Origin of the sequence: Oceanobacillus halophilus, from assembly GCF_003628505.1 — a bacterium.
GTDB classification, from domain to species: Bacteria; Bacillota; Bacilli; order Bacillales; family Amphibacillaceae; genus Oceanobacillus; species Oceanobacillus halophilus.
The window spans coordinates 35,886-59,956 of the sequence record NZ_RBZP01000021.1; the positions used below are offsets into that span (position 1 = coordinate 35,886).

General features: G+C 35.7%; 23 protein-coding genes and 1 other annotated feature. Of the genes, 22 read left to right on the forward strand and 1 reads right to left on the reverse strand.

Annotated elements, in window-relative coordinates; genetic code table 11:
- Positions 1 to 65: 65 nt before the first annotated feature.
- From icd to D8M06_RS17070, 20 genes are all read left to right on the forward strand, one after another.
- Positions 66 to 1,337 (forward strand): NADP-dependent isocitrate dehydrogenase, encoded by a 1,272-nt coding sequence (gene icd, locus D8M06_RS16975; protein ID WP_121205775.1) that lies wholly within the window; start codon positions 66 to 68, stop codon positions 1,335 to 1,337.
- A gap of 103 nt (positions 1,338 to 1,440) precedes the next feature.
- Complete coding sequence (gene mdh / locus D8M06_RS16980; protein ID WP_121205776.1) at positions 1,441 to 2,379, forward strand: malate dehydrogenase; 939 nt, start codon at positions 1,441 to 1,443, stop codon at positions 2,377 to 2,379.
- A gap of 542 nt (positions 2,380 to 2,921) precedes the next feature.
- Positions 2,922 to 3,614: a response regulator transcription factor gene (locus tag D8M06_RS16985; protein ID WP_121205777.1), complete on the forward strand. Its 693-nt coding sequence runs from the start codon at positions 2,922 to 2,924 to the stop codon at positions 3,612 to 3,614.
- Positions 3,611 to 4,981 (forward strand): two-component system histidine kinase PnpS, encoded by a 1,371-nt coding sequence (gene pnpS, locus D8M06_RS16990; RefSeq protein WP_241558978.1) that lies wholly within the window; start codon positions 3,611 to 3,613, stop codon positions 4,979 to 4,981. The genes D8M06_RS16985 and pnpS overlap by 4 nt, the downstream gene beginning before the upstream one ends.
- Positions 4,982 to 5,290: 309 nt before the next feature.
- Positions 5,291 to 7,930 (forward strand): DNA polymerase I, encoded by a 2,640-nt coding sequence (polA, locus tag D8M06_RS16995; protein WP_121205778.1) that lies wholly within the window; start codon positions 5,291 to 5,293, stop codon positions 7,928 to 7,930.
- Between the two features lie 30 nt (positions 7,931 to 7,960).
- Positions 7,961 to 8,794, forward strand: coding sequence for a DNA-formamidopyrimidine glycosylase (gene mutM, locus D8M06_RS17000; RefSeq protein WP_121205779.1), 834 nt, complete (start codon positions 7,961 to 7,963; stop codon positions 8,792 to 8,794).
- Between the two features lie 5 nt (positions 8,795 to 8,799).
- On the forward strand, positions 8,800 to 9,399 hold the full coding sequence (gene coaE / locus D8M06_RS17005; protein ID WP_121205780.1) for a dephospho-CoA kinase: 600 nt from the start codon (positions 8,800 to 8,802) through the stop codon (positions 9,397 to 9,399).
- 249 nt (positions 9,400 to 9,648) lie between these two features.
- Entirely contained in the window at positions 9,649 to 10,674 is a 1,026-nt protein-coding gene (locus D8M06_RS17010; protein ID WP_121205781.1) for a glyceraldehyde-3-phosphate dehydrogenase, read from the forward strand.
- A gap of 279 nt (positions 10,675 to 10,953) precedes the next feature.
- Entirely contained in the window at positions 10,954 to 11,334 is a 381-nt protein-coding gene (gene speD / locus D8M06_RS17015; protein WP_121205782.1) for an adenosylmethionine decarboxylase, read from the forward strand.
- Positions 11,335 to 11,502: 168 nt separating this feature from the next.
- On the forward strand, positions 11,503 to 11,892 hold the full coding sequence (locus D8M06_RS17020) for a cytosolic protein (protein WP_121205783.1): 390 nt from the start codon (positions 11,503 to 11,505) through the stop codon (positions 11,890 to 11,892).
- A 519-nt stretch (positions 11,893 to 12,411) separates the two neighbouring features.
- A complete protein-coding gene (gene nrdR, locus D8M06_RS17025; RefSeq protein ID WP_121205784.1) occupies positions 12,412 to 12,879 on the forward strand; it encodes a transcriptional regulator NrdR in 468 nt (155 codons plus the stop codon).
- A 30-nt stretch (positions 12,880 to 12,909) separates the two neighbouring features.
- Entirely contained in the window at positions 12,910 to 14,259 is a 1,350-nt protein-coding gene (locus D8M06_RS17030) for a replication initiation and membrane attachment family protein (RefSeq protein WP_121205785.1), read from the forward strand.
- A 5-nt stretch (positions 14,260 to 14,264) separates the two neighbouring features.
- Positions 14,265 to 15,191, forward strand: a complete 927-nt coding sequence (gene dnaI / locus D8M06_RS17035; RefSeq protein WP_121205786.1) for a primosomal protein DnaI — start codon at positions 14,265 to 14,267, stop codon at positions 15,189 to 15,191.
- Positions 15,192 to 15,433: 242 nt separating this feature from the next.
- A complete protein-coding gene (gene ytxC, locus D8M06_RS17040; protein WP_121205787.1) occupies positions 15,434 to 16,294 on the forward strand; it encodes a putative sporulation protein YtxC in 861 nt (286 codons plus the stop codon).
- A 401-nt stretch (positions 16,295 to 16,695) separates the two neighbouring features.
- Positions 16,696 to 18,639, forward strand: coding sequence for a threonine--tRNA ligase (gene thrS, locus D8M06_RS17045; protein WP_121205788.1), 1,944 nt, complete (start codon positions 16,696 to 16,698; stop codon positions 18,637 to 18,639).
- 272 nt (positions 18,640 to 18,911) lie between these two features.
- Positions 18,912 to 19,036, forward strand: a sequence feature (ribosomal protein L20 leader region).
- Positions 19,037 to 19,105: 69 nt separating this feature from the next.
- The gene (gene infC, locus D8M06_RS17050) at positions 19,106 to 19,612 is read left to right on the forward strand and encodes a translation initiation factor IF-3 (protein ID WP_121205789.1); all 507 of its coding nucleotides are present in this window, start codon (positions 19,106 to 19,108) and stop codon (positions 19,610 to 19,612) included.
- A 32-nt stretch (positions 19,613 to 19,644) separates the two neighbouring features.
- Positions 19,645 to 19,839, forward strand: coding sequence for a 50S ribosomal protein L35 (gene rpmI / locus D8M06_RS17055; RefSeq protein WP_121205790.1), 195 nt, complete (start codon positions 19,645 to 19,647; stop codon positions 19,837 to 19,839).
- A 51-nt stretch (positions 19,840 to 19,890) separates the two neighbouring features.
- Entirely contained in the window at positions 19,891 to 20,247 is a 357-nt protein-coding gene (gene rplT, locus D8M06_RS17060) for a 50S ribosomal protein L20 (RefSeq protein ID WP_121205791.1), read from the forward strand.
- Positions 20,248 to 20,544: 297 nt separating this feature from the next.
- A complete protein-coding gene (locus tag D8M06_RS17065; protein ID WP_121205792.1) occupies positions 20,545 to 20,814 on the forward strand; it encodes a DUF1294 domain-containing protein in 270 nt (89 codons plus the stop codon).
- A gap of 118 nt (positions 20,815 to 20,932) precedes the next feature.
- Positions 20,933 to 21,505, forward strand: a complete 573-nt coding sequence (locus D8M06_RS17070) for a TVP38/TMEM64 family protein (RefSeq protein WP_121205793.1) — start codon at positions 20,933 to 20,935, stop codon at positions 21,503 to 21,505.
- Between the two features lie 70 nt (positions 21,506 to 21,575).
- Here the strand turns inward: D8M06_RS17070 and D8M06_RS17075 are convergent, their stop codons facing one another.
- Positions 21,576 to 21,968, reverse strand: coding sequence for a sigma-w pathway protein ysdB (locus D8M06_RS17075; RefSeq protein WP_121205794.1), 393 nt, complete (start codon positions 21,966 to 21,968; stop codon positions 21,576 to 21,578).
- A gap of 115 nt (positions 21,969 to 22,083) precedes the next feature.
- Between D8M06_RS17075 and D8M06_RS17080 the strand changes: the two genes are divergently transcribed.
- On the forward strand, positions 22,084 to 22,569 hold the full coding sequence (locus D8M06_RS17080) for a dUTP diphosphatase (RefSeq protein WP_121205795.1): 486 nt from the start codon (positions 22,084 to 22,086) through the stop codon (positions 22,567 to 22,569).
- A 157-nt stretch (positions 22,570 to 22,726) separates the two neighbouring features.
- The gene (locus tag D8M06_RS17085; protein ID WP_121205796.1) at positions 22,727 to 23,809 is read left to right on the forward strand and encodes a M42 family metallopeptidase; all 1,083 of its coding nucleotides are present in this window, start codon (positions 22,727 to 22,729) and stop codon (positions 23,807 to 23,809) included.
- The last annotated feature ends 262 nt before the right edge of the window (positions 23,810 to 24,071 follow it).

Consider the following 24,071-nt stretch of genomic DNA (forward strand, 5'->3'; position numbering starts at 1 on the left):
TGTAGAATAGCTGGTATTTTTTCCAGCTATTCATCATGCTGTACAACATTAGGAGGTATTTGTTTATGACACAAGGAGAAAAAATCATCGTAGAAAATGGAAAAATGACTGTACCAGACAAACCAGTTATTCCGTTTATTGAAGGGGATGGAACTGGTCCAGATATTTGGGCAGCTGCGAAAAGGGTTATCGAGGCATCGGTAGAGAAAGCTTATGATGGTAAAAAATCAATTGAATGGTTGGAAGTTTATGCGGGCGAAAAGGCATATAACAAGACAGGCGAATGGTTACCAAAAGATACGCTTGATAAGATTAATGAATATAAAATTGCGATCAAAGGTCCTTTAACGACTCCAATTGGTGGTGGAATTCGTTCTCTTAACGTTGCCTTGCGACAAGAACTAGATTTATTTACGTGTCTTCGTCCTGTTCGCTATTTTGATGGGGTGCCTTCACCGGTAAAACGACCAGAAGACGTCGATATGGTGATTTTCCGTGAAAATACGGAAGATATCTATGCTGGTATTGAGTGGCAAAAAGGTTCTGACGAAGTGAAAAAAGTAATTGAATTTCTAAAAAATGAAATGGATGTCAAAAATATACGTTTCCCTGAAACTTCTGGAATTGGTGTGAAACCTGTGTCAGAAGAGGGGACAAAACGTTTGGTGCGTTCTGCAATTCAATACGCTTTAGATGAAGGTCGTAACAGTGTTACTTTAGTACATAAAGGTAACATCATGAAATTTACAGAAGGTGCATTTAAACAATGGGGCTATGAAGTAGCGGAAGAAGAGTTCGCTGACAAAGTATTTACTTGGGCTGAATATGACCGCATTGTTGAAAAAGAAGGAAAAGATGCAGCGAATAAAGCACAGGATGCAGCATTAGCAGAAGGAAAAATACTTGTGAAAGATGCAATTGCTGATATCTTCTTACAACAAATTCTAACTCGTCCAAAAGAGTTTGATGTAGTTGCAACAATGAACCTTAATGGAGATTACATTTCAGATGCATTAGCTGCACAAGTGGGTGGAATTGGTATTGCGCCAGGTGCCAATATTAACTATGATACTGGACATGCTATTTTTGAAGCTACACACGGAACAGCACCTAAGTATGCTGGGCTTGATAAAGTGAATCCATCATCCGTCATTCTTTCAGCAGTACTTATGCTTGAACATCTTGGATGGAGAGAAGCTGCTGATTTAATTACGAAATCAATGGATCAAACGATTGGTTCTAAAGTAGTAACTTATGACTTTGCCCGTTTAATGGATAATGCAACGGAAGTGAAGTGCTCTGAGTTTGCTGACGAACTAATTAAAAACTTAGGTTAATCACAGAGATTTTGATAGATAACAAGAAATCGGTGTCACTCCGATTTCTTGTTATTCTTGTGTGTAAAGAAGTTTTACTATTTAATAAAGGGGGATGAACATAATGGGATTAAAACGTAAAAAAATATCGGTTATTGGTTCTGGATTTACTGGAGCAACCACCGCTTTAATGATTGCTCAAAAAGAACTTGGTGATGTGGTTCTAGTAGACATTCCAAACATGGAAAAACCTACCAAAGGAAAAGCACTTGATATGGCAGAGGCAGCACCAGTTCAAGGATTTGATGCAAAGATTACTGGCACGGCTAACTATGAAGAGACCAAAGATTCTGATCTTGTCATTATCACAGCAGGTATCGCTCGTAAACCTGGAATGAGTCGTGATGATCTTGTGAATACAAATGCAAAAATAATGAAAGCAGTTACGCAAGATGTGGTAAAATATTCGCCTGATACGACTATTATTGTACTGACAAATCCAGTAGATGCGATGACGTACACTGTATTTAAAGAGTCAGGTTTTCCAAAAGAACGTGTCATTGGGCAGTCTGGTGTATTAGATACTGCTCGTTTCCGCACCTTTATTGCCGAAGAACTAAATTTGTCTGTTAAAGATGTTACTGGGTTCGTACTAGGTGGTCATGGGGATGATATGGTTCCACTAATTCGGTACTCCTACGCTGGAGGAATTCCTTTAGAAAAGCTTATATCAAAAGATCGTTTAGATGAAATCGTACAACGTACTCGAACTGGTGGCGGTGAAATTGTTCATTTATTAGGGAATGGAAGTGCATATTATGCCCCAGCTGCTTCCTTAACCGTAATGGCAGAAGCTATTCTTAAAGACCAGCGCCGAGTATTACCTGCAATTGCTTATCTGGAGGGCGAGTATGGATACAATAACATTTACTTAGGAGTACCAACTATTCTAGGTGGAAATGGTATTGAAGAAATTATCGAATTGGATTTAACCAAAGAGGAAAAAGAAGCCCTAGATAAATCAGCCGCATCAGTTAAAAATGTACTTAAGGTATTGTCTTAATTTCTTCGAAGCTTCTACTTTTGGGTAGAAGCTTTATTTAATTTGGGGATGATTTAGTCTGTATTTTGTATAAACTGTGGATTACTAGAGGAGCGCCTATAAACGGAGAGGAGCGCCTATAAACGGAGAGGAGCGCCTATAAACGGAGAGGAGCGCCTATAAACGGAGAGGAGCGCCTATAAACGGAGAGGAGCGCCTATAAATGGAGAGGAGCGCCTATAAACGGAGAGGAGCGCCTATAAACGGAGAGGAGCGCCCATAAATCGAAAGAAGCGCCTATACGGCCGTGCCCGCGAACCGCAAGTATTCTGCCGGAGCGAATCCCAGCACAAAACCTTCTTAAGTGTAAGCGAGAGCTACATCATTCTAAATAACCACTAATCTCGTGAAAAGATTGTTAATTTTAGGGGTGCAACGTGTGCTTCTGTTTTTCTGTTGTGTAAAGATTTCTTAACATTACTTAATTTAGGTTCGCAGACGTGAATTTCAATGGTAAGATAATGAGTAGAACGTATTTTTTACTTATTGATGGGGGTATTGTAATGGAACAAAAGATTCTGATAGTAGATGACGAAAAATCGATTGTAACTCTATTAAATTATAATATTGAAGACGCTGGATTCGTGACAGATGTTGCTTATGATGGAGTAGAAGCAATTCGAAAGGTAGAAAATAATGAATATGATTTAGTAGTGTTGGATTTAATGCTCCCTGGTTTGGATGGTATGGAAGTTTGTAAACATTTAAGAAATAATAAAATAGATACACCAATACTTATGCTAACTGCAAAAGATGATGAATTTGATAAAGTACTAGGCTTGGAATTAGGAGCAGATGATTATTTGACAAAACCCTTCAGTCCTAAAGAAGTAATAGCAAGGATTAAAGCCATTTTACGGAGGATGAAGAAAGCAAATAATTCCAATTTTAGTACAGTTGAAATTGGTGATTTAATCATTTATCCTGAAAGATATGAAGCAGAAATGAATTCCAATTTAATTACCTTTACAAGAAAAGAATTTGAATTATTGTATTATCTAGCCAATAATAAAGGCAAAGTCATCTCAAGAGATCAACTGCTAAGTGGAGTTTGGGATTATGACTTTGTGGGAGATACACGTATTGTAGATGTGCACATTAGTCATCTTAGAGAAAAAATCGAACCCAACTCGAAAAAACCTATTTATATTAAGACGATTCGCGGGTTAGGTTACAAACTGGAGGAGCCAACATGATGAAAGACCTTTTTAAGAAACCTTTAATTACCTATGTTCTTTTATTCTTCGTCATTACTGTATTGACGGGATTGATATTAGTTCCATTTATCGAGCAATTAAGTATCCTGATTGCTATTTTACTCATCAATTATATTATTCTATTAGTATTTTTTCAGTATATTTATACCAATTATATAAAACCACTGAGCAAAGCTACTAAGACGTTAAGTAAAATTAATAAAGGAAATTATCGTGCGAGATTTCATCATTCCTCCAATAATATCGTTGGGGAATTAAGTTATAAAATTAATGCTTTAGCTCGTAGTCTAAGTGAGTATTCCATTCATGAAAAGACTCAAAGAGATCAGTTAGCGACTATCATTGATAATACGGATAATGGGATTGTATTGATTGATGAAAAGGGTTATATTCATTTGGTAAATAATAAATTCTTATCTATGTATGGAAGTACGCCAAAGGATTATACTGGTTATCTGTATTATGATGTTTTGGATCATGAAGTTTTTCATAATACTATTCAGAATGCCTTTTTATATGAGAAAAATGTCAAAAATGAGTTTTCTCATTATATAGGTATTGATAAATATTATTTTGAAATAGTTGGGGTGCCTATATTTAATGAGAAAAAACGATTAAAGGGTGCTGTTCTTGTTATTCATGACATTACAGAACTGAAGAAATTGGAGCTAATGCGTAAGGACTTCGTTGCGAATGTTTCACATGAACTTCGAACACCAATTACCTCCATTCGTGGTTTTGCAGAGACACTAATGGATAACGGACTAAAAGATAAGGATGCCGCTAATGAATTTATTAAAATTATTTATAATGAAAGCGATCGGATGCAGGTTCTAATTGAAGAATTACTTACTTTGTCCCGAATGGAACAGGAAAACTTTCAGCTTGTCTTACATAAAATTGATGCGGGTGAACTGATAGAACAGATAATTCCTACATTTCGCATGAAGGCACAGGAAAGAAAGTTGACTTTTTCTTCTTCAATTGAAAACAATCTACAGTTCAAGGCTGATAAAGATATGTTTAAACAAATTATTATCAATTTATTGGATAATGCCATGAATTACACATCCGAATTAGGTGAAGTCAATTTAGCGGTGACGTCAACAGAAGAGTATATCCATATAAAAGTATCGGATACTGGAATTGGCATCGAACAAAAGGCTTTACCACGAATTTTCGAACGCTTTTACCGAGTAGATAAAGCACGAAGCAGACATACCGGAGGAACAGGTTTAGGACTAGCGATTGTGAAACATATTGTTGACGTACACGATGGTAAAATAGAAATCGACAGTGAAGTAAATAAAGGTACAAATGTACATGTATACTTACCGAAGAAATAACATCCATAATGGGTGTTATTTTTTTAATCTCTTTTCGTATGTTTTGTTGCTGTTCGAACTTCTACAGTTGATTAAAGTGATCAACAGTCTATATAAAATGTAAAGCAAAGGTTTATTATAAAGCAACACTCTTGCAGAAAAGAGCTTTTTTTATGATGAAAATAGAAATCAAGTAAAATAGGGCATGTGGTGTGTTTAAAAGACGGAAATACCTGAGGGAAGGTGAGAATGAATCTTTCATGTTTTTAATTCCTGTCATACAATGCTAAAATAAACATAAGTGTATATAAAATTGGAGGATTTTGGTATATGGCTAATAAGAAATTGGTATTAATTGATGGAAATAGTATTATATATCGAGCGTTTTTTGCTTTGCCTTTGCTAAATAATGATAAAGGCGTTTATACAAATGCGGTATATGGATTTACAACCATGCTTTTAAAAATTTTACAAAATGAAAAACCAACCCATCTTTTAGTGGCATTTGATGCTGGGAAAACAACGTTCCGACATGATACATATAAAGAGTATAAGGGTGGCCGGCAGAAAACTCCCCCTGAATTATCTGAACAATTTCCAGTGTTAAAGGAATTGCTTGATGCATTCCAAATTAAACATTATCAATTGGAACAATATGAAGCAGATGATATTATTGGAACTCTTTCGTTAAAAGGCAAAGAGGATGGCTATGACGTAACGGTTATCTCAGGTGATAAGGACATGCTTCAGCTTGTATCTGATAAGGTAACAGTCAGCGTTACGAAAAAAGGAATCAGTGATGTGGAGAAATATACTCCTGGTCACTTATTAGAGAAAATGGAAGTAACACCAGATCAAATAGTTGATTTAAAAGCGTTAATGGGTGATAAATCTGACAACATACCAGGAGTTCCTGGAGTTGGTGAAAAAACAGCTGTTAAACTTTTAAAACAACATAAAACCTTGGAAGAACTGTATGAACATGTTGAAGAAGTTAGTGGAAAGAAACTGAAAGAAAAGTTAATTAACCACAAAGACGATGCATTCATGAGTAAAGAACTCGTTACAATTAACCGTAACTCCCCAGTCGAAGTAACTATCGATGATGTAGCCTATGAAGGATACCAGCAAGCAAATGTAAGTGCCATGTTTAAGGATTTAGGATTTTTATCTTTGCTGAATAAAGTATCTGATGAAGCTACAGATGATGGGGAAGCAGCAGAATTGAGTGAAATTAGCTTTGTTATAGTCGATGATGTGAAACCTGAAATGTTGACTAATCATGATTCCTTCGTAGTGGAAATGCTTGGAGATAATTACCATTTGGAAGAAATATTAGGTTTTGGGGTCGTGAATGAGGATCATGCTTATTTCATCCCTACTAATGTAGCATTAGAATCTACAGTCTTTAAAGAATGGGCAAAAGATGCATCGAAAGAAAAAAACGTATTCGATGCTAAGAAAACCTTAGTATCTTTGCTGAGGTATGGTATTCATATGAAAGGGATAACCTTTGATATGCTGCTTGCTTCCTATTTACTAAATCCATCAGAAAATAACCATGATATTCCTGCTATAGCTAATCGAATGGGTAAAACAGATGTGTTGTTTGATGAAGAAGTCTATGGTAAAGGTGCTAAGCAAAAAGTTCCAGAACAGAATAAATTGGCGGAACATGTGGTACGAAAAGCTAAAATGTTATATGGTCTACATGATCAAATGATAGAAGAGTTAAAAGAAAATGAGCAATATAGTTTATTAAAAGAATTAGAAATGCCACTTGCTATTATATTAGGAGAAATGGAACATCAAGGCGTGCAAGTTGACCTGAAACGTATTAAAGAGATGGGAGAAGACTTAAAACAGCGTCTTCAAACCCTGGAAAAGGAAGTATATGAACTAGCTGGAGAGGAATTCAATTTAAATTCTCCGAAGCAATTAGGCCCAATTCTTTTTGAAAAACTAGAGTTGCCAGTTATTAAGAAAACAAAAACAGGATACTCTACAGCAGCTGATGTGCTGGAACAGTTGAAAGAAGAACATGAGATTATTCCAAAGCTATTGTTGTATCGTCAATTAGGGAAATTACAATCCACATACATTGAAGGCTTGATAAAGGTTGTTCATCATGATTCTAACAAAGTGCATACCCGCTTTAATCAAGCCTTAACGCAAACTGGAAGATTAAGTTCGGTTGACCCGAATCTGCAAAATATTCCAATCCGTATAGAAGAGGGAAGGAAAATCCGCCGAGCTTTCGTACCTTCTGAAAAAGATTGGATCATGTTTGCTGCGGATTATTCACAAATTGAACTTCGTGTATTAGCGCACATCTCAAATGATGAAAAATTAGTACAAGCATTTAAAGATGGCTTAGATATTCATACGCAAACGGCAATGGATGTTTTCCATGTAGAAAAAGAGGAAGTTACTGCAAATATGCGTAGACAGGCGAAAGCGGTAAACTTTGGTATTGTTTATGGGATTAGTGATTATGGATTGTCACAAAATCTTGGTATAACCAGAAAAGAAGCCAAACAATTTATTGACCGTTATTTTGACATTTATACAGGTGTCAAAAATTATATGGAAGAAATCGTTCAAGAAGCAAAGCAAAATGGTTATGTGACAACTATTATGAATCGAAGAAGATACTTGCCGGAAATAACAAGCCGAAATTTTAATATCAGAAGCTTTGCTGAAAGAACTGCCATGAACTCACCAATTCAAGGAAGTGCTGCAGATATTATCAAAAAAGCGATGATTGATTTGCATGGTAAATTACAGGAAGAAAACATGGAAGCCCGTATGCTACTTCAAGTGCATGATGAATTGATACTTGAAGCGCCAAGAGATGAAATAGAGAAATTAAAAGAAGTTGTACCAGATATGATGGAAAATACCATAGAATTAAGTGTTCCGCTAAAAGTGGATTATTCCTATGGGGAAAGCTGGTTTGATGCGAAATAAATAAACTAAAAGCGAGCAAGGAGTAAAAGCATGCCAGAGTTGCCAGAAGTAGAAACGATTAGAAAGACACTGATTCCTTTGGTTACAAATAAAGTGATTGAGGAAGTGCAGGTCTTTTGGCCAAAAATGATTAAAGTACCTGATGATACAGAGCGTTTTAAACTTATGCTAAAAGGACAAACCATTCGAGAAATGGGAAGAAGGGGTAAGTTTCTGTTGTTTTATCTGGATGAGTATGTACTTGTTTCTCATTTAAGAATGGAAGGGAAATATCGTGTGGAGGAAGCAAGTGAACCAGTAAATAAACACACCCATGTCATTTTTTCTTTTACGAATGGGGAAGAACTTCGCTACAATGATGTACGAAAATTCGGGACGATGCATTTATATCCCAAAGGCGAAGAATTCCAGAATAAACCGTTAAATCAGCTTGGGCCTGAACCATTTGATGAAGCATTTACCTTTGACTATCTGTATCAGAAGTTAAAAAAAACCGAACGATCAATTAAAGCAACCTTATTAGATCAAACAATTGTCACCGGGCTTGGAAATATCTATGTAGATGAAGCCTTATATCATGCAGGTGTACATCCTATTAATAAAGCTAATAAACTAACAAAAAAACAAGTGGAACGGATAAGGCTTCAGGCAATACAGACTCTTCAGGATGCTGTGAAACAAGGTGGGACAACTATTCGATCCTATGTCAATGGGCAAGGAGAAATGGGGATGTTTCAGCAAGAACTATTTGTATATGGGCAAGAAAATAAGTTATGTAAGCATTGTGGCACACCAATCACAAAGATAAAAGTAGCAGGACGCGGCACACATGTTTGTCCGTCTTGTCAGAAACTAAAGAGGTGAAGAGAATGGCACTAATAATTGGTTTGACTGGAAGCATAGCCAGTGGAAAAAGTACCGTCAGTCTCATGTTTGATGACCTTGACATTCCAGTTGTCGATGCGGATAAGATTGCTCGAGAAGTGGTCTATCCTGGAGAAGAAGCCTATAATAAGATTGTTAAATCATTTGGTGAACAAATACTTAGGGAAGACCGAACCATTAATCGACAAGAGCTGGGGTCTATTGTTTTTGCGAATGAAGAAAAACGTAAGCAATTAAATAGCATTGTTCATCCAGCAGTCAGAAAGAGTATGCTTGAAAAAAGAGATGGATTAGTTCGTGATGGAGCCTCTTGTGTGGTTTTGGATATTCCGTTACTATTTGAAAGTAAATTAAATGACTTTGTTGATAAAACAATCGTTGTTTATGTTGATGAGGACGTTCAACTCGAGCGTTTAATGAAAAGAGACGGTTTTACAGAAGAAGAAGCATTACAGCGGATTAAGTCTCAGATGCCAGTAAAGAAGAAAGCCAGCCTAGCTGATGCCGTAATCAATAACAATGGTACAAAAGGAAGCTCATTTGAACAACTTGAAAAAATCTTAAAAGAATGGAAAGTATTTTAACGTTAATTAATATAATCTCTAGAAAACACAAAGGGGAGATATTCCTCTTTGTGTTTTTATTATTTGTTCATAGAGGATATGTTGTGTTGTACTTACTTCTAGCCAAAAATTTCAGATTATTCATCTCGATTAAAAGTAAAAATGTGCATAAATTTAAATAAAAATAAATCACATTTTTATTTAAATGTGTTATACTAATTAATATAAAGGGGATTTAAAGTGTAACATAAATAGGAGGATGGGAGATAAATGGTTAAAACGCGTATTGCTATAAATGGATTTGGGAGAATTGGACGAATGGTCTTTCGTCAGGCAATTGTTGATGATCGGATTGAAGTTGTTGCAATTAATGCAAGCTATCCTTCAGAGACCCTTGCACATTTAATAAAATACGACAGCGTACATGGCCAATTTAAAGGGGAAGTGCAAGCGCTTCATGATGGCATTCAAGTGAATGGTAAACTTGTGGAAGTTGTTCATTCGCGTGAGCCAGAAAAATTACCATGGAACAGACTCAATATAGATGTTGTGATTGAAGCAACAGGAAAATTTAAAACAAAAGAAAGTGCTGGATTACATATCCAAGCAGGAGCGAAGAAAGTGGTAATCACAGCACCAGGAAAACAGGTTGATAGAACCATTGTAATGGGGGTAAATGAAGATACGTATCAGCCAGAACAAGATGATGTGATCTCTAATGCATCCTGTACAACGAATTGCTTAGCTCCAGTAGTTAAAGTGTTAGACGAAAACTTTTCGATTGTAAACGGATTAATGACAACTGTTCATTCTTTTACAAATGACCAAAAAAATTTAGATAATCCACATAAAGATTTACGTCGTGCAAGAAGTTGCACTCAATCAATTATTCCAACATCCACAGGTGCAGCTAAGGCGCTAGGGGAAGTTATGCCACACTTAAATGGGAAGTTACATGGAATGGCACTAAGAGTTCCAACACCTAATGTTTCCTTAGTTGATTTAGTTGTGGATGTAAAAAAAGATGTTTCTATTGAAGAAGTAAATGACGCATTTAAAAGAGCGGCACAACGGGAATTAAAAGGAATTATTGATTATAGTGAAGAACCTCTTGTATCCATAGATTATACAACAACCGACTATTCATCCATCATTGATGGTTTATCTACCATGGTCATGGAGGGAAATAAGATAAAAGTATTAGCGTGGTATGATAATGAATGGGGCTACTCCAATCGAGTATTGGATTTAGCCAAATTGGTTGGGAGTAACCTAAGAGAACGAGTAGAAATATAAAGAAATACACCACCACCTATCTGTTATTGATGGGTGGTGGTATTTATTTTTACATAGAAGCACCAATATTTATTGCAACTGCTAAATGTATTCCTTAGAGACCAATGTTTTTTACTGGTTCCATATTGCAAAGCGTTAAAAAACAGGATATACTTCTGGTGATACGGAAGAAGTATTTTTCTGCTTAAGGGTTAGGACCTCACACGTACTAACTTTCCCCCGTGGCAGAAAATAAATCAAATAGAAGCTACCAATACTATAGCCTGAGGGGGAATTGAAATGGATACGATGGGAAGACATGTCATTGCAGAACTATGGGAATGTAACGTTGAAAAACTGAATGATATGGGGTTAATTGAACGTATTTTTGTTGATGCAGCCTTAAAAGCTGGTGCAGAAATTCGTGAAGTTGCCTTCCATAAGTTTGCACCATATGGAGTTAGTGGAGTAGTGATTATATCAGAATCCCATTTAACCATACACAGCTTTCCAGAACACGGTTATGCGAGTATAGATGTGTATACTTGTGGGGATATTATAGACCCTAATGTTGCAGCAGAATATATCGCGTTGGAATTAGAAAGTAAGTCCTATGAACGTGTAGAATTACCAAGAGGAATGGGCCCCATAAAAGCTATGGATTTTCAAAAAGCGGATTAAAAAAATTTTCGATATATAAAAGGGTTGACTAACACGTCAGCCCTTTATTCATTTCTGAAATAGCAAACGCCATCTAGAAAACTTATAAGTTGAATATATGAATTTATAGAGGAAATACACGAAACATGTTACAATGTAACGTGAAGTAGTGTTTAAGGAGTAGAAATAATGTCTATAGGGAATAAAATTACAAAATACTTTTCGAATCATGCAGAAACCAGTGAAAACCATTGGGATAAACCGTTACAAACACATTATTATAAAGCTATGAAAGATAAGGTATTTCAAACATTAGAGAACCTCTTTACAACGAAACAAGAATTTCAGATAAATTCTACCTCTGAAGAGCGCGGAGAGATGAGTGTTTCTGTGAAAAAGGGAAAAAAAGCATTTATTGTGGTCACAGTAATCATGGTTAGCCCTAATCGTACAGCCGTTGATTTTTCTGTAACGACAGAATCTGTGATACCAATGGATTTTGGTTATAGTTCTAAGCTAATTAATCGGTTATATGAAGATTTAAATAAAGAATTAATTCTACTAGACCAAAGAAATTAATCTTTGTCAGTGTTTGTTATCTAAAGTTTATTCTGATATATATAACTTGTAATGTTGCTGTGTCAATACCTGTTCCGGTAATCACTACGAATTTCGTGTTACTAGAAGAGGTACATTTTCCGTTTTAGAGTAGAAAAATATGTGCTCGGTTTTATACCTGATTGGGTATGATGCTAACTAGCAGAAAGTATGCTTATTACAATTGCGATTATTAGCAATAAAAGTTTATGAAAGGCTCTTTTCTAAATTGTTGCTTTTTAACGTGACTTTATTTTACATTTTGTTATAGACTGGGATTACTTTCATTCAAAATAGTGTAGCTATCGCTCACACTTATGATTTGTTTGTGCGGTCATTTGCCCTAAGGTGTGCGTAGCGTATTTCCGTAGCGGGGTTAAGCATATTATTAAGATTTAGATTATCAACAGTTTCTATCAACTGCAAAACTTTAAAAAGCAACAAAATACGAAAAGTACCTTATGAATAGAGTCTTGCGATTAGACGAATGGGGTTGAAATAATGAGATGTCCCAACTGCCAATACAAAAATACAAAAGTGTTTGATTCACGCCCAACGGATGAAGGAAAATCAATCCGCAGGCGCAGAGAATGTGAAAAATGTAATTATCGGTTCACAACTTTCGAGCGAATGGAAGAACCGCCGTTAATTGTGGTCAAAAAAGATGGTGTTAGACAAGAGTTCTCCAGAGAAAAATTAGTTCGAGGACTTATTCGAGCATGTGAAAAACGACCAGTTTCACTGGATCAGATTGAATCTATAGCACAAGAGGTAGAAAGAGATCTTCGGAATGCTGGTTCATCAGAAGTGGACAGCAAAGAAATTGGCGAAAGGGTAATGGATTTGCTTGCAGAAGTGGATGAAGTTGCCTATGTTCGGTTTGCTTCCGTATACAGACAATTTAAAGATATTAGTGTATTCTTAGATGAGTTAAAAGATTTAATTAATGTGGACAGGAAAGAAGACTAGGGCAATAATGTGAATTAAGGGTGATATATATTGAGATTTCTTGGACAAGTATTACCTGTTGACGGGTATTTTTGTTTATTAAAAGGTCATTTGCCAAATGATTATACAACATCATTGACTCATCTGTATCAGCCACTCATTGGAATACAGGCTGTTATGCTCTATCAGACTTTGCTGCATGAATTAAGTTTTCAGCAGGAGTCTCCTCAAACCCATCATACATTGATGAATTACTTAAATATTCCACTAGATGAGATATATAAAGCAAGGTTAAAATTAGAAGGCATTGGGTTATTAAAGTCTTTTAAAAAGAGTGAAGATCACTTTACTGTTTATACGTATGAATTACAGAGTCCATTCTCGCCGAATGATTTTTTTGACGATGCTATGCTTTCTCAACTGTTATACCATCAAATTGGGTACCAAAAATTTGAACATCTTAAAAACCATTATACGAAATGGACATATAGAGATCGAGGAGAGAATATAACGGTCTCTTTCAATGAAATCTTTCAAACATTTACTCCTTCTTTAGAAGTTGTTCAACCTGTTGTAAATGAAGAACCATCAGAAGTGATAAATGTTGACTTAACATGGATTGAACAAATGTTGAAGCAGCGAATGATTCCAGTTGGAAAAGTATTAACCAGCGATAATCGTAAGCTTATTTCACAGATGATGCTTTTGTACGATTTGGATAGCTACGAAATCGAAAAATCTGTTCTCTGGGCTTTAAATGAAGAAAATTCTTTGGATAAAGAAGAATTCAAAACGGCTTGCCATGATTTATTTAAATCCAAACACAATAACTCCAGTGTGAAATTAGTAGAAAAGGTAGAAACAGATGAGATAGAAAATAAAAAAGAACCACAGACTAAAGAAGAGATGCTCATTCAGGAATTAGAGACAATTTCTCCTAAGCAATTGCTAGAGGATTTATCTGGTGGAAAACAGGCATCGGAGCAGGACATGAAAGTAATACGTGAGGTAATGACGTCCCAAGGATTGCCAGCCCCAGTTATGAACGTGCTCATACACTATGTTTTGCTGCAATCGAACATGAAGTTATCAAAAGCATATCTAGAAAAAATTGCTAGTCACTGGTCTCGTGTTAAAATCAAAACAGCGAAAGAAGCTATGGAATTTGCTAAAAAAGAAAAAGAAAGATTCCAGCAAGCCTCTGCTAAAAGGCAATCAGCTCCAACGTATAAGAGAAAAGATTCTAAAGAGATTGTCCCTGATTGGTTTAAAGAAAGAAAAAAACAAACCAACAAACCATCTACAGCTGAACCTAAGCAACCAGTTATCAATTTAGAAAAAGAAAAAGCAGAATTAGAAGCATTATTAAATCAGAAAAACAATAACCGATTCCAAGGATGATTTGAATGGAACCAATACAAAAGTCATTAACTAAATGGATGAAAGAGAACAAAAACTTTCAGGAGAATTATGTAAGAATTAGAAAAGAAGTACTTAACGATCCTGAAATCCGTGAGTTTATATCGCTTCATCCAGACTTATCGAAGCAGTCTATTAACAGAGGACTTATTAAACTTTATGAATATAAAACACAGTCGAAACAATGTCAGCAGTGCTCGTCCTATCCTGATTGTAAAAATATGATTCCCGGATATTCACCAGTCTTACATGTGGAGAATGGGGAGATTCATTTATCTTATGAAAAATGCCATAGCCGCATTATGTATGAAAAGGAACAAGCACAGCAAAAACTGGTTCAAAGTGTTCATGTACCTAAGGAAATACTCCAGGCTTCCATAAAAGATATTCATGATGACGGAGATAGAAATAATGCGGTTTTAGAAGTTTTTCAATTTATTAGGGAAGCAAGTACTGAACTGCCGAAAAAGGGGTTATATTTTTATGGCCCATTTGGAGTCGGAAAAACTTACTTTTTAGGTGCGGTTGCCAATGAGTTGAAAAAAATGAACATTTCCTCCATGCTCATTTATATGCCAGAATTTGTTCGAGAGATAAAAGGTTCATTCAAAAATGATACAACGAATGAAAAAATCGATTATTTCAAAAAAGCAGATGTTCTTATGCTTGATGATATTGGTGCAGAAATGCAATCGGCGTGGTTCCGAGATGAAATCTTAGGTTCTATCTTACAATATCGCATGATGGAACAGCTCCCTGTTTTTTTTACCTCCAATTACAGCCTGGAACAATTAGAAGGACTCCTAGCTACTACAAGAGATGGAGTAGAGTCTGTTAAAGCAGGAAGAATTATTGAACGTATTAAACAAGTTAGTAAACCAGTTGAGATTTTTGGAGAAAATAGAAGAAGATAGAAGGTAACTAGCATGACATTCATGTTAGTTTTTTTATGTATGAGAAATTAAATGTACTAAAAAGCTCAGGAGTACTGTTATTCATGAACACTTCCATTATTCATCACCCTACCATTGTAATTTATAAAGAAATAGTTCCCCTTTTTCAAAATAGAACGTTACTAGATTAGGCGGTTTAATCATTTTTTGCCACGTTTGTCCATATAATGTAACAGTTCGGTTGTGGGTGAGGGTGATGGTTATTGCTTGATGCATATTTTGAATCTGATAAAGAAGTGCTGAAATTTTGTGAGCATTTATTCCTTAAGTCTAATCAAATTCAATTACATTGGAAAATTCACGAAGAATGGGGGAATCATATACAGATTGAAAAAAGCTTACCGCATGAAAATCTTATAGAAGTTATTGCAAAGTCAATGACTAATGTTTTCATAGCGCATCGTTTAGGGAACTTAATTAAATCCATCATAAAAAAGTATTATTATTATTCTAATTCGGATGAGATTGATCGAATCCATGAAATAACGAATTGGATTATTGCTGGTAATGATGGAGATAGTTTGGTAGTTAGAAAAAATAAAGGGGGAGATCCAAATCAGTTGTTAGTCTCTCTTTTTATTGCAAACATAAAAGATACAGAAAATATTCATTACGACTCTATTGTGAAATTTGGTTTAAAGAAATTTAAAGATCAGTTGGTACAATACGTTGGTCTTGCGATAGATGAATACAAGCGTGAGGAAGAACATCAGGAATTCGTTAATATGCTTAGAGAATATATTACGAAAAAAGATCCGGGAATGCCGATCATCCATGTGTTGCAAGGTAGTACGTTTGTATTTTATAAAGAAACTGGGAAAGTAATTTCAAACATGGAATTACGAACAATCATGCAGAAAGAACCACTTTATCTTTTTGGATTAGATGGAGAAGAGATGAACTTAGCACCGTTAATCGCAATGGCTCCTGAAAAGATTATCATTTATGGGGATGACCCTTCAGAGCCGAAAACGATGACAGTTATTAACGTGTTTCAGGAAAAAGTTGAATTTGAATCCATTCGGAAATTTCCTTTTGGTCGTGATTTTAAAAAAGGAACCTAAAGAGGTTGCAATTATAATTTTATGAAGCTATAATACGTATTATAATATTTTCATAAAAATAACTAAAAGTGTTGATAAGGACAAAATTGTTTGGAAATTGTATAGGAAAGAGATGGAAGTCACTGGCTGAAAGCTTCCTCTATACAGCCGAATAATTACCACCTTGGAACTCTGGTCTCGAAACAGCAGTAGGGAACAGCGTGTGTCTTGCGTTAAAGACGAAATGAAGCCGCAACAACTTATGCGGGAACTAGGGTGGAACCACGTTTGTCTATATGACGCTCGTCCCTTTTGCAGATCATGCAAGAGGGATGGGCGTTTTTTCATTTGCCAGTCTTTTACCCAGAAGCTTGGCAAATACCAAGTTTTCTAAAGCAAGTATGTAGAAAGGAGCAATATACATGGCAGAAATTAAGATTATATTCCCAGATGGAAATGAAAAAGGTTTTCCAGCAGGTACTACAGGAGAAGAGATTGCTGCATCGATTTCCCCTGGTTTAAGAAAACAAGCAGTTGCAATAAAACTAGATGGAGAACAGGTGGACCTAAGACGTGAACTTCATCATGGTGGAAAAATTGAAATTTTAACCTATAAAAACGATGAAGCCATCGATATCATGCGTCACTCTACTGCGCATCTTATGGCTCAAGCAATCAAACGTTTGTACAAGGATGTGAAATTTGGTGTAGGTCCAGTTATCGAAGAAGGATTTTATTATGATTTAGATATGGAATATAAAATCACCCCAGAAGATTTACCAAAAATCGAGAAGGAAATGAAACGTATCATTGATGAAAATCTTGAAATTAAACGTGTGGAAGTTTCCCGTGAAGAGGCAATAGCGCGTTTTGAAGAAATTAAGGATGACTTAAAAGTAGAGCTTATTAGTGATATTCCAGAAGGGGAACAAGTAACAATTTATGAGCAAGGAGAATATTTTGACCTTTGCCGTGGGATTCATGTTCCATCAACAAGCAAGATCAAAGCTTTTAAACTATTAAGCATTTCTGGTGCTTATTGGCGTGGGGACAGTAATAACAAACAGCTCCAACGTATCTATGGTACAGCTTTTGAAAAACAAGGCCAGTTGGAAGAGCACTTACGAATCTTGGAGGAACGCAAAGAACGCGATCATCGTAAATTAGGAAAAGAGTTAGATATCTTTACTGTGTCTCAAAAAGTTGGTCAAGGATTACCGCTTTGGTTACCAAAAGGGGCTACTATCCGCCGTACAATTGAGCGTTATATAGTAGATTTAGAAGAACGATTAGGCTATGATCATGTGTATACCCCAATATTAGGAAGCAAAGAATTATACCAAACTAGTGGTCACTGGGATCATTATCAGGATGATATTTTCCCACCAATGGAAATGGATAATGAAACCTTGATATTGCGTCCAATGAACTGCCCGCACCATATGATGGTATTTAAAAATCAATTATGGAGTTACCGTCAGATGCCTGTACGTATTGCTGAACTTGGTACGATGCATCGCTATGAAATGAGTGGGGCATTAGCTGGACTTCAGCGTGTGCGTGCGATGACGCTAAATGATGCTCATATTTTTGCCCGCCCTGATCAGTTAAAAGAAGAATTTATCCGGGTAGTAGAACTTGTGCAAAAAGTGTACAAAGACTTTGGTATTAATGATTACTACTTCCGATTATCTTATCGTGATCCGGAAGATACAGAGAAATATGTAGATAATGACGAAATGTGGGAAAAAGCACAACAGACATTGAAGGAAACGATGGATGATATGAACTTGGATTATGTGGAAGCAGAAGGTGAAGCAGCTTTCTATGGTCCTAAGCTGGATGTTCAGGTGAAAACTGCTTTAGGTAAAGATGAAACTTTATCAACGGTTCAATTGGACTTCCATCTGCCAAACCAATTTGATTTATCTTACATTGGCGAAGATGGCAAAGAACATCGACCAGTTGTTATTCACCGTGGAGTAGTTTCTACAATGGAACGTTTTGTTGCTTTCTTAATTGAAGAATACAAAGGGGCATTCCCAACTTGGTTGGCACCTGTACAAGTAAAAGTAATCCCTGTTTCCCCACAGGTTCATTTAGATTATGCCAAAGAAGTTGCAGATAAACTAAGGTTGCAAGGTGTTCGTATTGAAGTGGACGAACGCGATGAGAAAATCGGGTACAAGATTCGAGAAGCACAAACACAAAAAGTTCCATTCATGCTTGTACTTGGCGATAAAGAAATAGAAGATAATGCAGTAAATGTTCGTAGATATGGAGAACAAAAATCGAAAACTCTATCTTACAGTGATTTTGAAGCGTTAATTAATAAAGAAATATCTGAGCGTACTTTGCGTAAGTAACAAGGCAAGGTACACCTGCTAAAAAAACGTTTGGGTTAATTTATTAATCCAGACGTTTTTGTGTAGGAGGTGGGAAAGGGGTGTTAGAATACATAAAGTATTTACAATGCAAAAAAATAAAGTATTATATTCTTAAAAGAAATCTTGCAACTTTTATCTAGTCTGTGATATACTTGCAAAAGTCTTACAAAGGAATATCAAGAAAGGAAAGTGATTTGACATTTTTCCTTTTAATTGATATACTTTATAAGTTGAAAAAATTAATGATCTGGGGAGACAAGTAGAAGCACCCGCTTCTCACCTGATTGACGCCATTGTAGGTAGTTGACTGGTTCCAAACTTACTTTTGATTGGAAACGTGTGGGTGCAGTGTGTGTACCGACACTTTTTTAATGAGATGAAATGAATGCTTGTCCAATAGATCAGTAACAAAAAACTCTGGAGGTGGCTGACTATTAGCAAAGATATGAACGTCAATGAAAAGATTCGTGCTAGAGAGGTACGACTTATCGATTCAAACGGGGATCAACTTGGTGTGAAATCACGTCAAGAAGCATTGGAGATTGCTCAAACTAGAAATCTAGACTTAGTATTGGTGGCACCAAATGCAAAACCACCTGTTTGTCGTATTATGGATTATGGTAAATACCGTTACGAGCAACAGAAGAAAGAGAAAGAAGCTCGTAAAAAACAAAAAGTAATTAACGTGAAAGAAGTGCGTTTCACACCAGGTATTGGCGATCATGATTTCGAAACGAAACTTAAAAATGCAAGAAAGTTCCTTGAAAAAGGCGATAAACTGAAAGCATCAGTTCGTTTCCGTGGACGTGCTATCACTCACAAAGAACTTGGCCAAGAGGTGTTAAACCGCTTAGCTGAAGAACTTAAAGATATTGCGACGGTTGAATCCAGACCGAAAATGGAAGGTCGTAATATGTTTATGATGCTCGCTCCGGTTAACGAAAAGAAATAATTAGATGCAACATTACGAGGAGGATATGAATTATGCCTAAAATGAAAACTCATAGAGGTTCAGCAAAACGTTTCAAAAGAACTGGTTCTGGAAAACTAAAAAGATCTCATGCATATACAAGTCACTTATTTGCAAATAAATCTCAAAAACAAAAACGCAAACTACGTAAAAGTGCCGTTGTATCATCTGGAGACTTCAAACGTATTAAATCAATGTTACCAAAATAAATAATGATCGTTGTAAAAATAGATTCGTATATGTATTAGGAGGGAATTATTATGCCACGAGTAAAAGGTGGAACAGTTACGCGTAGACGTCGTAAACGCGTATTAAAATTAGCTAAAGGTTATTATGGCTCTAAAAGAGCTTTATTTAAAACAGCAAAACAACAAGTAATTAAATCAGGTCAATATGCTTATCGTGACCGCAGACAAAGAAAACGTGATTTCCGTAAATTATGGATCGCACGTATCAATGCTGCAGCTCGTTTAAACGATATCTCATACAGCAAATTGATGCATGGACTTAAAGTAGCTGGTATCGACATCAACCGTAAAATGTTGTCAGAACTTGCTCTTAACGATGAGAAAGCTTTTGCACAATTAGTAGAAAAAGCTAAAGAAGCAACTAAATAAATTGTTTAACATAAGACCGAATCTATTTCAGATGGATTCGGTTTTTTACGTCGATTTTTTCGTGTGAGTTTTGTTGCTTTTTATTGGGACACTACTTCCCAGTTTATATACTGTAGTTATCTTCAATTGCTCTCGCTTACAATTATTTATACAAGTAGTGCAGGCAACGTAGCGTATTTCCGCAGAGGGGTTAAGCACATTACTATGAATTTAGATTATCAATAATTGCGATTACCTGTTAAACTATAAAGCAACAAAATATACGAATAGAACCTTTAACATAAAAGGAGTACGAGAATGAATACATTGAACATGGTTTTATTTTATATCATCGGTGTTAATATTATTGGTTTTTTCCTTATGCGTGTAGACAAACAAAAGGCTATTAAGCAGAAATATCGCATTCCTGAAAGGACGTTCTGGCTAATTGCTCTTTTTGGAGGAGCTGCTGGAACATATGCAGGGATGAAAAGTTTTCGTCATAAAACAAAACATACTTCCTTTATTGTAGGTATGCCAATTGTTATTTTGCTTAATATAGGTTTATATATTTATTTACTGTCATAAAGGCTCGTCTTCTGTCATATAGATGTACAAGAGACATAAAATGCGGTTTCAACCGCAAACTACTTATGCTTTCTCTATAGTCATAACAACATGAGTGTGCGTGAAAAGGAGGGAAGGTATGGAGTATGTCGGGAATTATATAATGGCATTCATCGAGATGGGGGGACTGTTGTCCCCATTATTGTTTATTTGCTTTCACTTAATTCGGCCATTATTCTTTCTCCCGGTAATATTTATATGTATTTCTGGCGGCATTTTGTATGGACCAGTGGCAGGAACTATTTATTCTATCATCGGTATAACACTATCTAGTGTCATATTTTATTCGCTTGTCAATCGAATGCCAAAAAAATTAGAACGATTAGTCCAATTAAAACAAAAATTGCTTGGAAAACATGCAGAATTAAACACGCTGCAAATTTCCGTTCTTAGACTTGTACCTTTTATCCATTTTCATTTATTGTCATTATGTTTGATTGAGATTTCTGCAGGATTTAAAGACTATACCAAAACATCGTTCATATCTAATGTTCCTTTAGCCCTCATTTATACGTCCATTGGAGGATGGATATCGAACTTATCTCCCATTCATATCTTCATTTTTTTAATCGGTTTATTACCGCTGATTTATCTTCTGAGAAGCAAGGAAATTATTATTAAATGGCGTGAGTTTTTCCAGCTAAGTACTTAAATGAACGCACACACAAAAACCACTCAACTAAGTAATTTTGAGTGGTTTTTTTAGGCTCTTTTCTCAAAGTTCACTCCATATTTGTAATAAGCAGTTCATCAATGGGGTGTTTCCATTTAATTTTGGCATGAGGATATTTTATTAAAATTTCATTTTCAAGAAAGTATAAATCTTCTCTTGTTAGCCCTCTTAATTCCATTGGTTCGCGTACACTGATATGAATATCAATCACTTCAAATGAAGATTCAGTTGCACCTAAATATTTTTCCCCATCAAAAAGACATCCTTTATAAACAAATTGCAGGTTTTTTTTACTGTTATAAGGTTCATCCACTAAGTAGAAATCTTGTGATTGTTTGGCAAGCCTGAGCTGCCTTTCAGGATTTCTAACGTATTGAATCCAAGTATATACCAGTAGAATTAATGCAACTAATATAAGTAGTCGGAATAAAATGACAATCATTGCAATCGTCTCCCTATTGGTTATTATCTATCATACGATATAGAGGGCTCGATGGTTTCACTAAATTAATTATTTCATGGTACAATCGTTAATAAAGAGAAAAGAGGTACTATTAATGGATTGGGACGAACTATTTACGATGCAACGCCAATTGGATAAGTACATAGAAGAAAATCATGATCTATCCAATACAAATTTATTTGAACATAAATATCTTGCATTACTAGTTGAGCTTGGCGAACTAGCTAATGAAACGAGGTGCTTTAAATTCTGGAGTAATAAACCTCGCAATGAAAGTAATATCATATTAGAAGAGTATGTCGATGGTATCCACTTTATTTTATCATTAGGACTAGAAAAAGGATATCGTTTTAAAAGTAAAAAATTGGATGAAACAACAAAAACAGAAACCGAACAGTTTAATGAAGTATTTGATGCTTGTACCACATTTAAAAAATCAGCATCTAAAGAAAATTATGAGTCTTTATTCAGTACCTATTTGCAGCTAGGACAATTATTGGGCTTCTCGGAATTAGATATCCAAAATGCCTATTATAAAAAGAATGAAATCAATTACGAGAGACAAGATAAGGGTTATTAATATGTAAGTATAGGGGATCCGGATGCCAAAGATAAGGCAGTGTCTGTTCCAGAGAAATGATTTCGAATCATATGTAAAGGATTATATCACTTTACCGAACTTTTGAACTATCTTTTGATAAGAGTTATAATTGGAAAAGGAAAAGGAGGCAATACATATGAAATTAGATGAAACATTAACCATGCTAAAAGATCTTACAGATGCAAGAGGAATTCCAGGTAATGAGAAAGAAGTACGTGATGTTTATGAAAAATATATTTCTCCATACGCAGATGAGGTTACAACAGACAATTTAGGCAGTTCGATTGCCAAAAAAGTAGGAGACGAAAATGGGCCCAAAATTATGATTGCTGGTCACTTGGATGAAGTTGGGTTCATGGTGACTAGAATTGATGATAAAGGGTATATCTATTTTCAAACGGTAGGTGGATGGTGGAGCCAGGTAATGCTTGCACAACGAGTGACCATTTTGGGTTCAGAAGGTGACGTGACAGGTGTAATTGGTTCCAAACCACCTCATGTACTTCCTGCTGAGGCGCGCAAGAAACCGTATGAAATTAAAGATATGTTTATTGATATCGGTGCAACCAACAAAAAAGAAGCAGAAGAATTTGGTGTAAAACCGGGAGACTCTATTGTTCCTTACTTTGAGTTTACACCACTAAAAAATGAAAAAATGCTCTTAGCAAAAGCATGGGATAACCGTATTGGCCTTGCTATAGCTATTGAAGTATTGAAACAACTTAAAGATGTCGATCATCCTAATGTTGTCTATGGCGTTGGTGATGTACAAGAAGAAGTAGGTCTGCGTGGTGCGAAAACTGCTGCTAACAAGATTCAGCCAGATATTGGATTTGCTGTAGATGTCGGTATTGCAGGAGATACACCAGGGATCAAACCGCATGAAGCAGATAGCAAATTAGGTCATGGTCCACAAATTATTCTTTATGATGCATCTATGGTATCCCATAAAGGATTACGTGATTTAGTGGTAGAAACAGCGGATGAGAAAGATGTTCCTTATCAGTTTGCTTCTATTGCTGGTGGCGGAACAGATTCTGGTTCTATCCACTTAACTGCGAATGGTGTGCCATCTCTATCTATTACAATAGCAACGCGCTATATCCATTCTCATGCTGGTATCTTACATCGTGATGACTTTGAAAATGCAGTTAAATTGATTGTGGAAGTTGTTAAAAAATTAGATGCTGATACAGTGAAGGAATTGGTTTTAGCGTAATATTAAACGAGATATTACTGATATTGAGATAAAAACATAGTATACACACGTTATTTCTTATAGAGATAACGTGTGTATTTTTTTCATCTTTTAAGATGACTATTAAAATCTGTTATTTGGATACTTCGACTTGTAAAAAAATAGGGGGACACGGAACCTGTCCAAGGCCACTGAAAAAGTCCCTCAGAACAGCCAACAAAAATGATTTGTTAGCTGTTCTGTTTTATAATCAAAGTAATAATGATGAAAGTAGTGGGTGATT

Excerpts from the sequence above, each read along its gene's own strand:
- icd (WP_121205775.1), top strand. The coding sequence starts at position 66 with ATGACACAAGGAGAAAAAATCATCGTAGAAAATGGAAAAATGACTGTA.
- mdh (WP_121205776.1), top strand. The coding sequence starts at position 1,441 with ATGGGATTAAAACGTAAAAAAATATCGGTTATTGGTTCTGGATTTACT.
- D8M06_RS16985 (WP_121205777.1), top strand. The coding sequence starts at position 2,922 with ATGGAACAAAAGATTCTGATAGTAGATGACGAAAAATCGATTGTAACT.
- pnpS (WP_241558978.1), top strand. The coding sequence starts at position 3,611 with ATGATGAAAGACCTTTTTAAGAAACCTTTAATTACCTATGTTCTTTTA.
- polA (WP_121205778.1), top strand. The coding sequence starts at position 5,291 with ATGGCTAATAAGAAATTGGTATTAATTGATGGAAATAGTATTATATAT.
- mutM (WP_121205779.1), top strand. The coding sequence starts at position 7,961 with ATGCCAGAGTTGCCAGAAGTAGAAACGATTAGAAAGACACTGATTCCT.
- coaE (WP_121205780.1), top strand. The coding sequence starts at position 8,800 with ATGGCACTAATAATTGGTTTGACTGGAAGCATAGCCAGTGGAAAAAGT.
- D8M06_RS17010 (WP_121205781.1), top strand. The coding sequence starts at position 9,649 with ATGGTTAAAACGCGTATTGCTATAAATGGATTTGGGAGAATTGGACGA.
- speD (WP_121205782.1), top strand. The coding sequence starts at position 10,954 with ATGGATACGATGGGAAGACATGTCATTGCAGAACTATGGGAATGTAAC.
- D8M06_RS17020 (WP_121205783.1), top strand. The coding sequence starts at position 11,503 with ATGTCTATAGGGAATAAAATTACAAAATACTTTTCGAATCATGCAGAA.
- nrdR (WP_121205784.1), top strand. The coding sequence starts at position 12,412 with ATGAGATGTCCCAACTGCCAATACAAAAATACAAAAGTGTTTGATTCA.
- dnaI (WP_121205786.1), top strand. The coding sequence starts at position 14,265 with ATGGAACCAATACAAAAGTCATTAACTAAATGGATGAAAGAGAACAAA.
- thrS (WP_121205788.1), top strand. The coding sequence starts at position 16,696 with ATGGCAGAAATTAAGATTATATTCCCAGATGGAAATGAAAAAGGTTTT.
- infC (WP_121205789.1), top strand. The coding sequence starts at position 19,106 with ATGAACGTCAATGAAAAGATTCGTGCTAGAGAGGTACGACTTATCGAT.
- rpmI (WP_121205790.1), top strand. The coding sequence starts at position 19,645 with ATGCCTAAAATGAAAACTCATAGAGGTTCAGCAAAACGTTTCAAAAGA.
- rplT (WP_121205791.1), top strand. The coding sequence starts at position 19,891 with ATGCCACGAGTAAAAGGTGGAACAGTTACGCGTAGACGTCGTAAACGC.
- D8M06_RS17065 (WP_121205792.1), top strand. The coding sequence starts at position 20,545 with ATGAATACATTGAACATGGTTTTATTTTATATCATCGGTGTTAATATT.
- D8M06_RS17070 (WP_121205793.1), top strand. The coding sequence starts at position 20,933 with ATGGAGTATGTCGGGAATTATATAATGGCATTCATCGAGATGGGGGGA.
- D8M06_RS17075 (WP_121205794.1), bottom strand. The coding sequence starts at position 21,968 with ATGATTGTCATTTTATTCCGACTACTTATATTAGTTGCATTAATTCTA.
- D8M06_RS17080 (WP_121205795.1), top strand. The coding sequence starts at position 22,084 with ATGGATTGGGACGAACTATTTACGATGCAACGCCAATTGGATAAGTAC.
- D8M06_RS17085 (WP_121205796.1), top strand. The coding sequence starts at position 22,727 with ATGAAATTAGATGAAACATTAACCATGCTAAAAGATCTTACAGATGCA.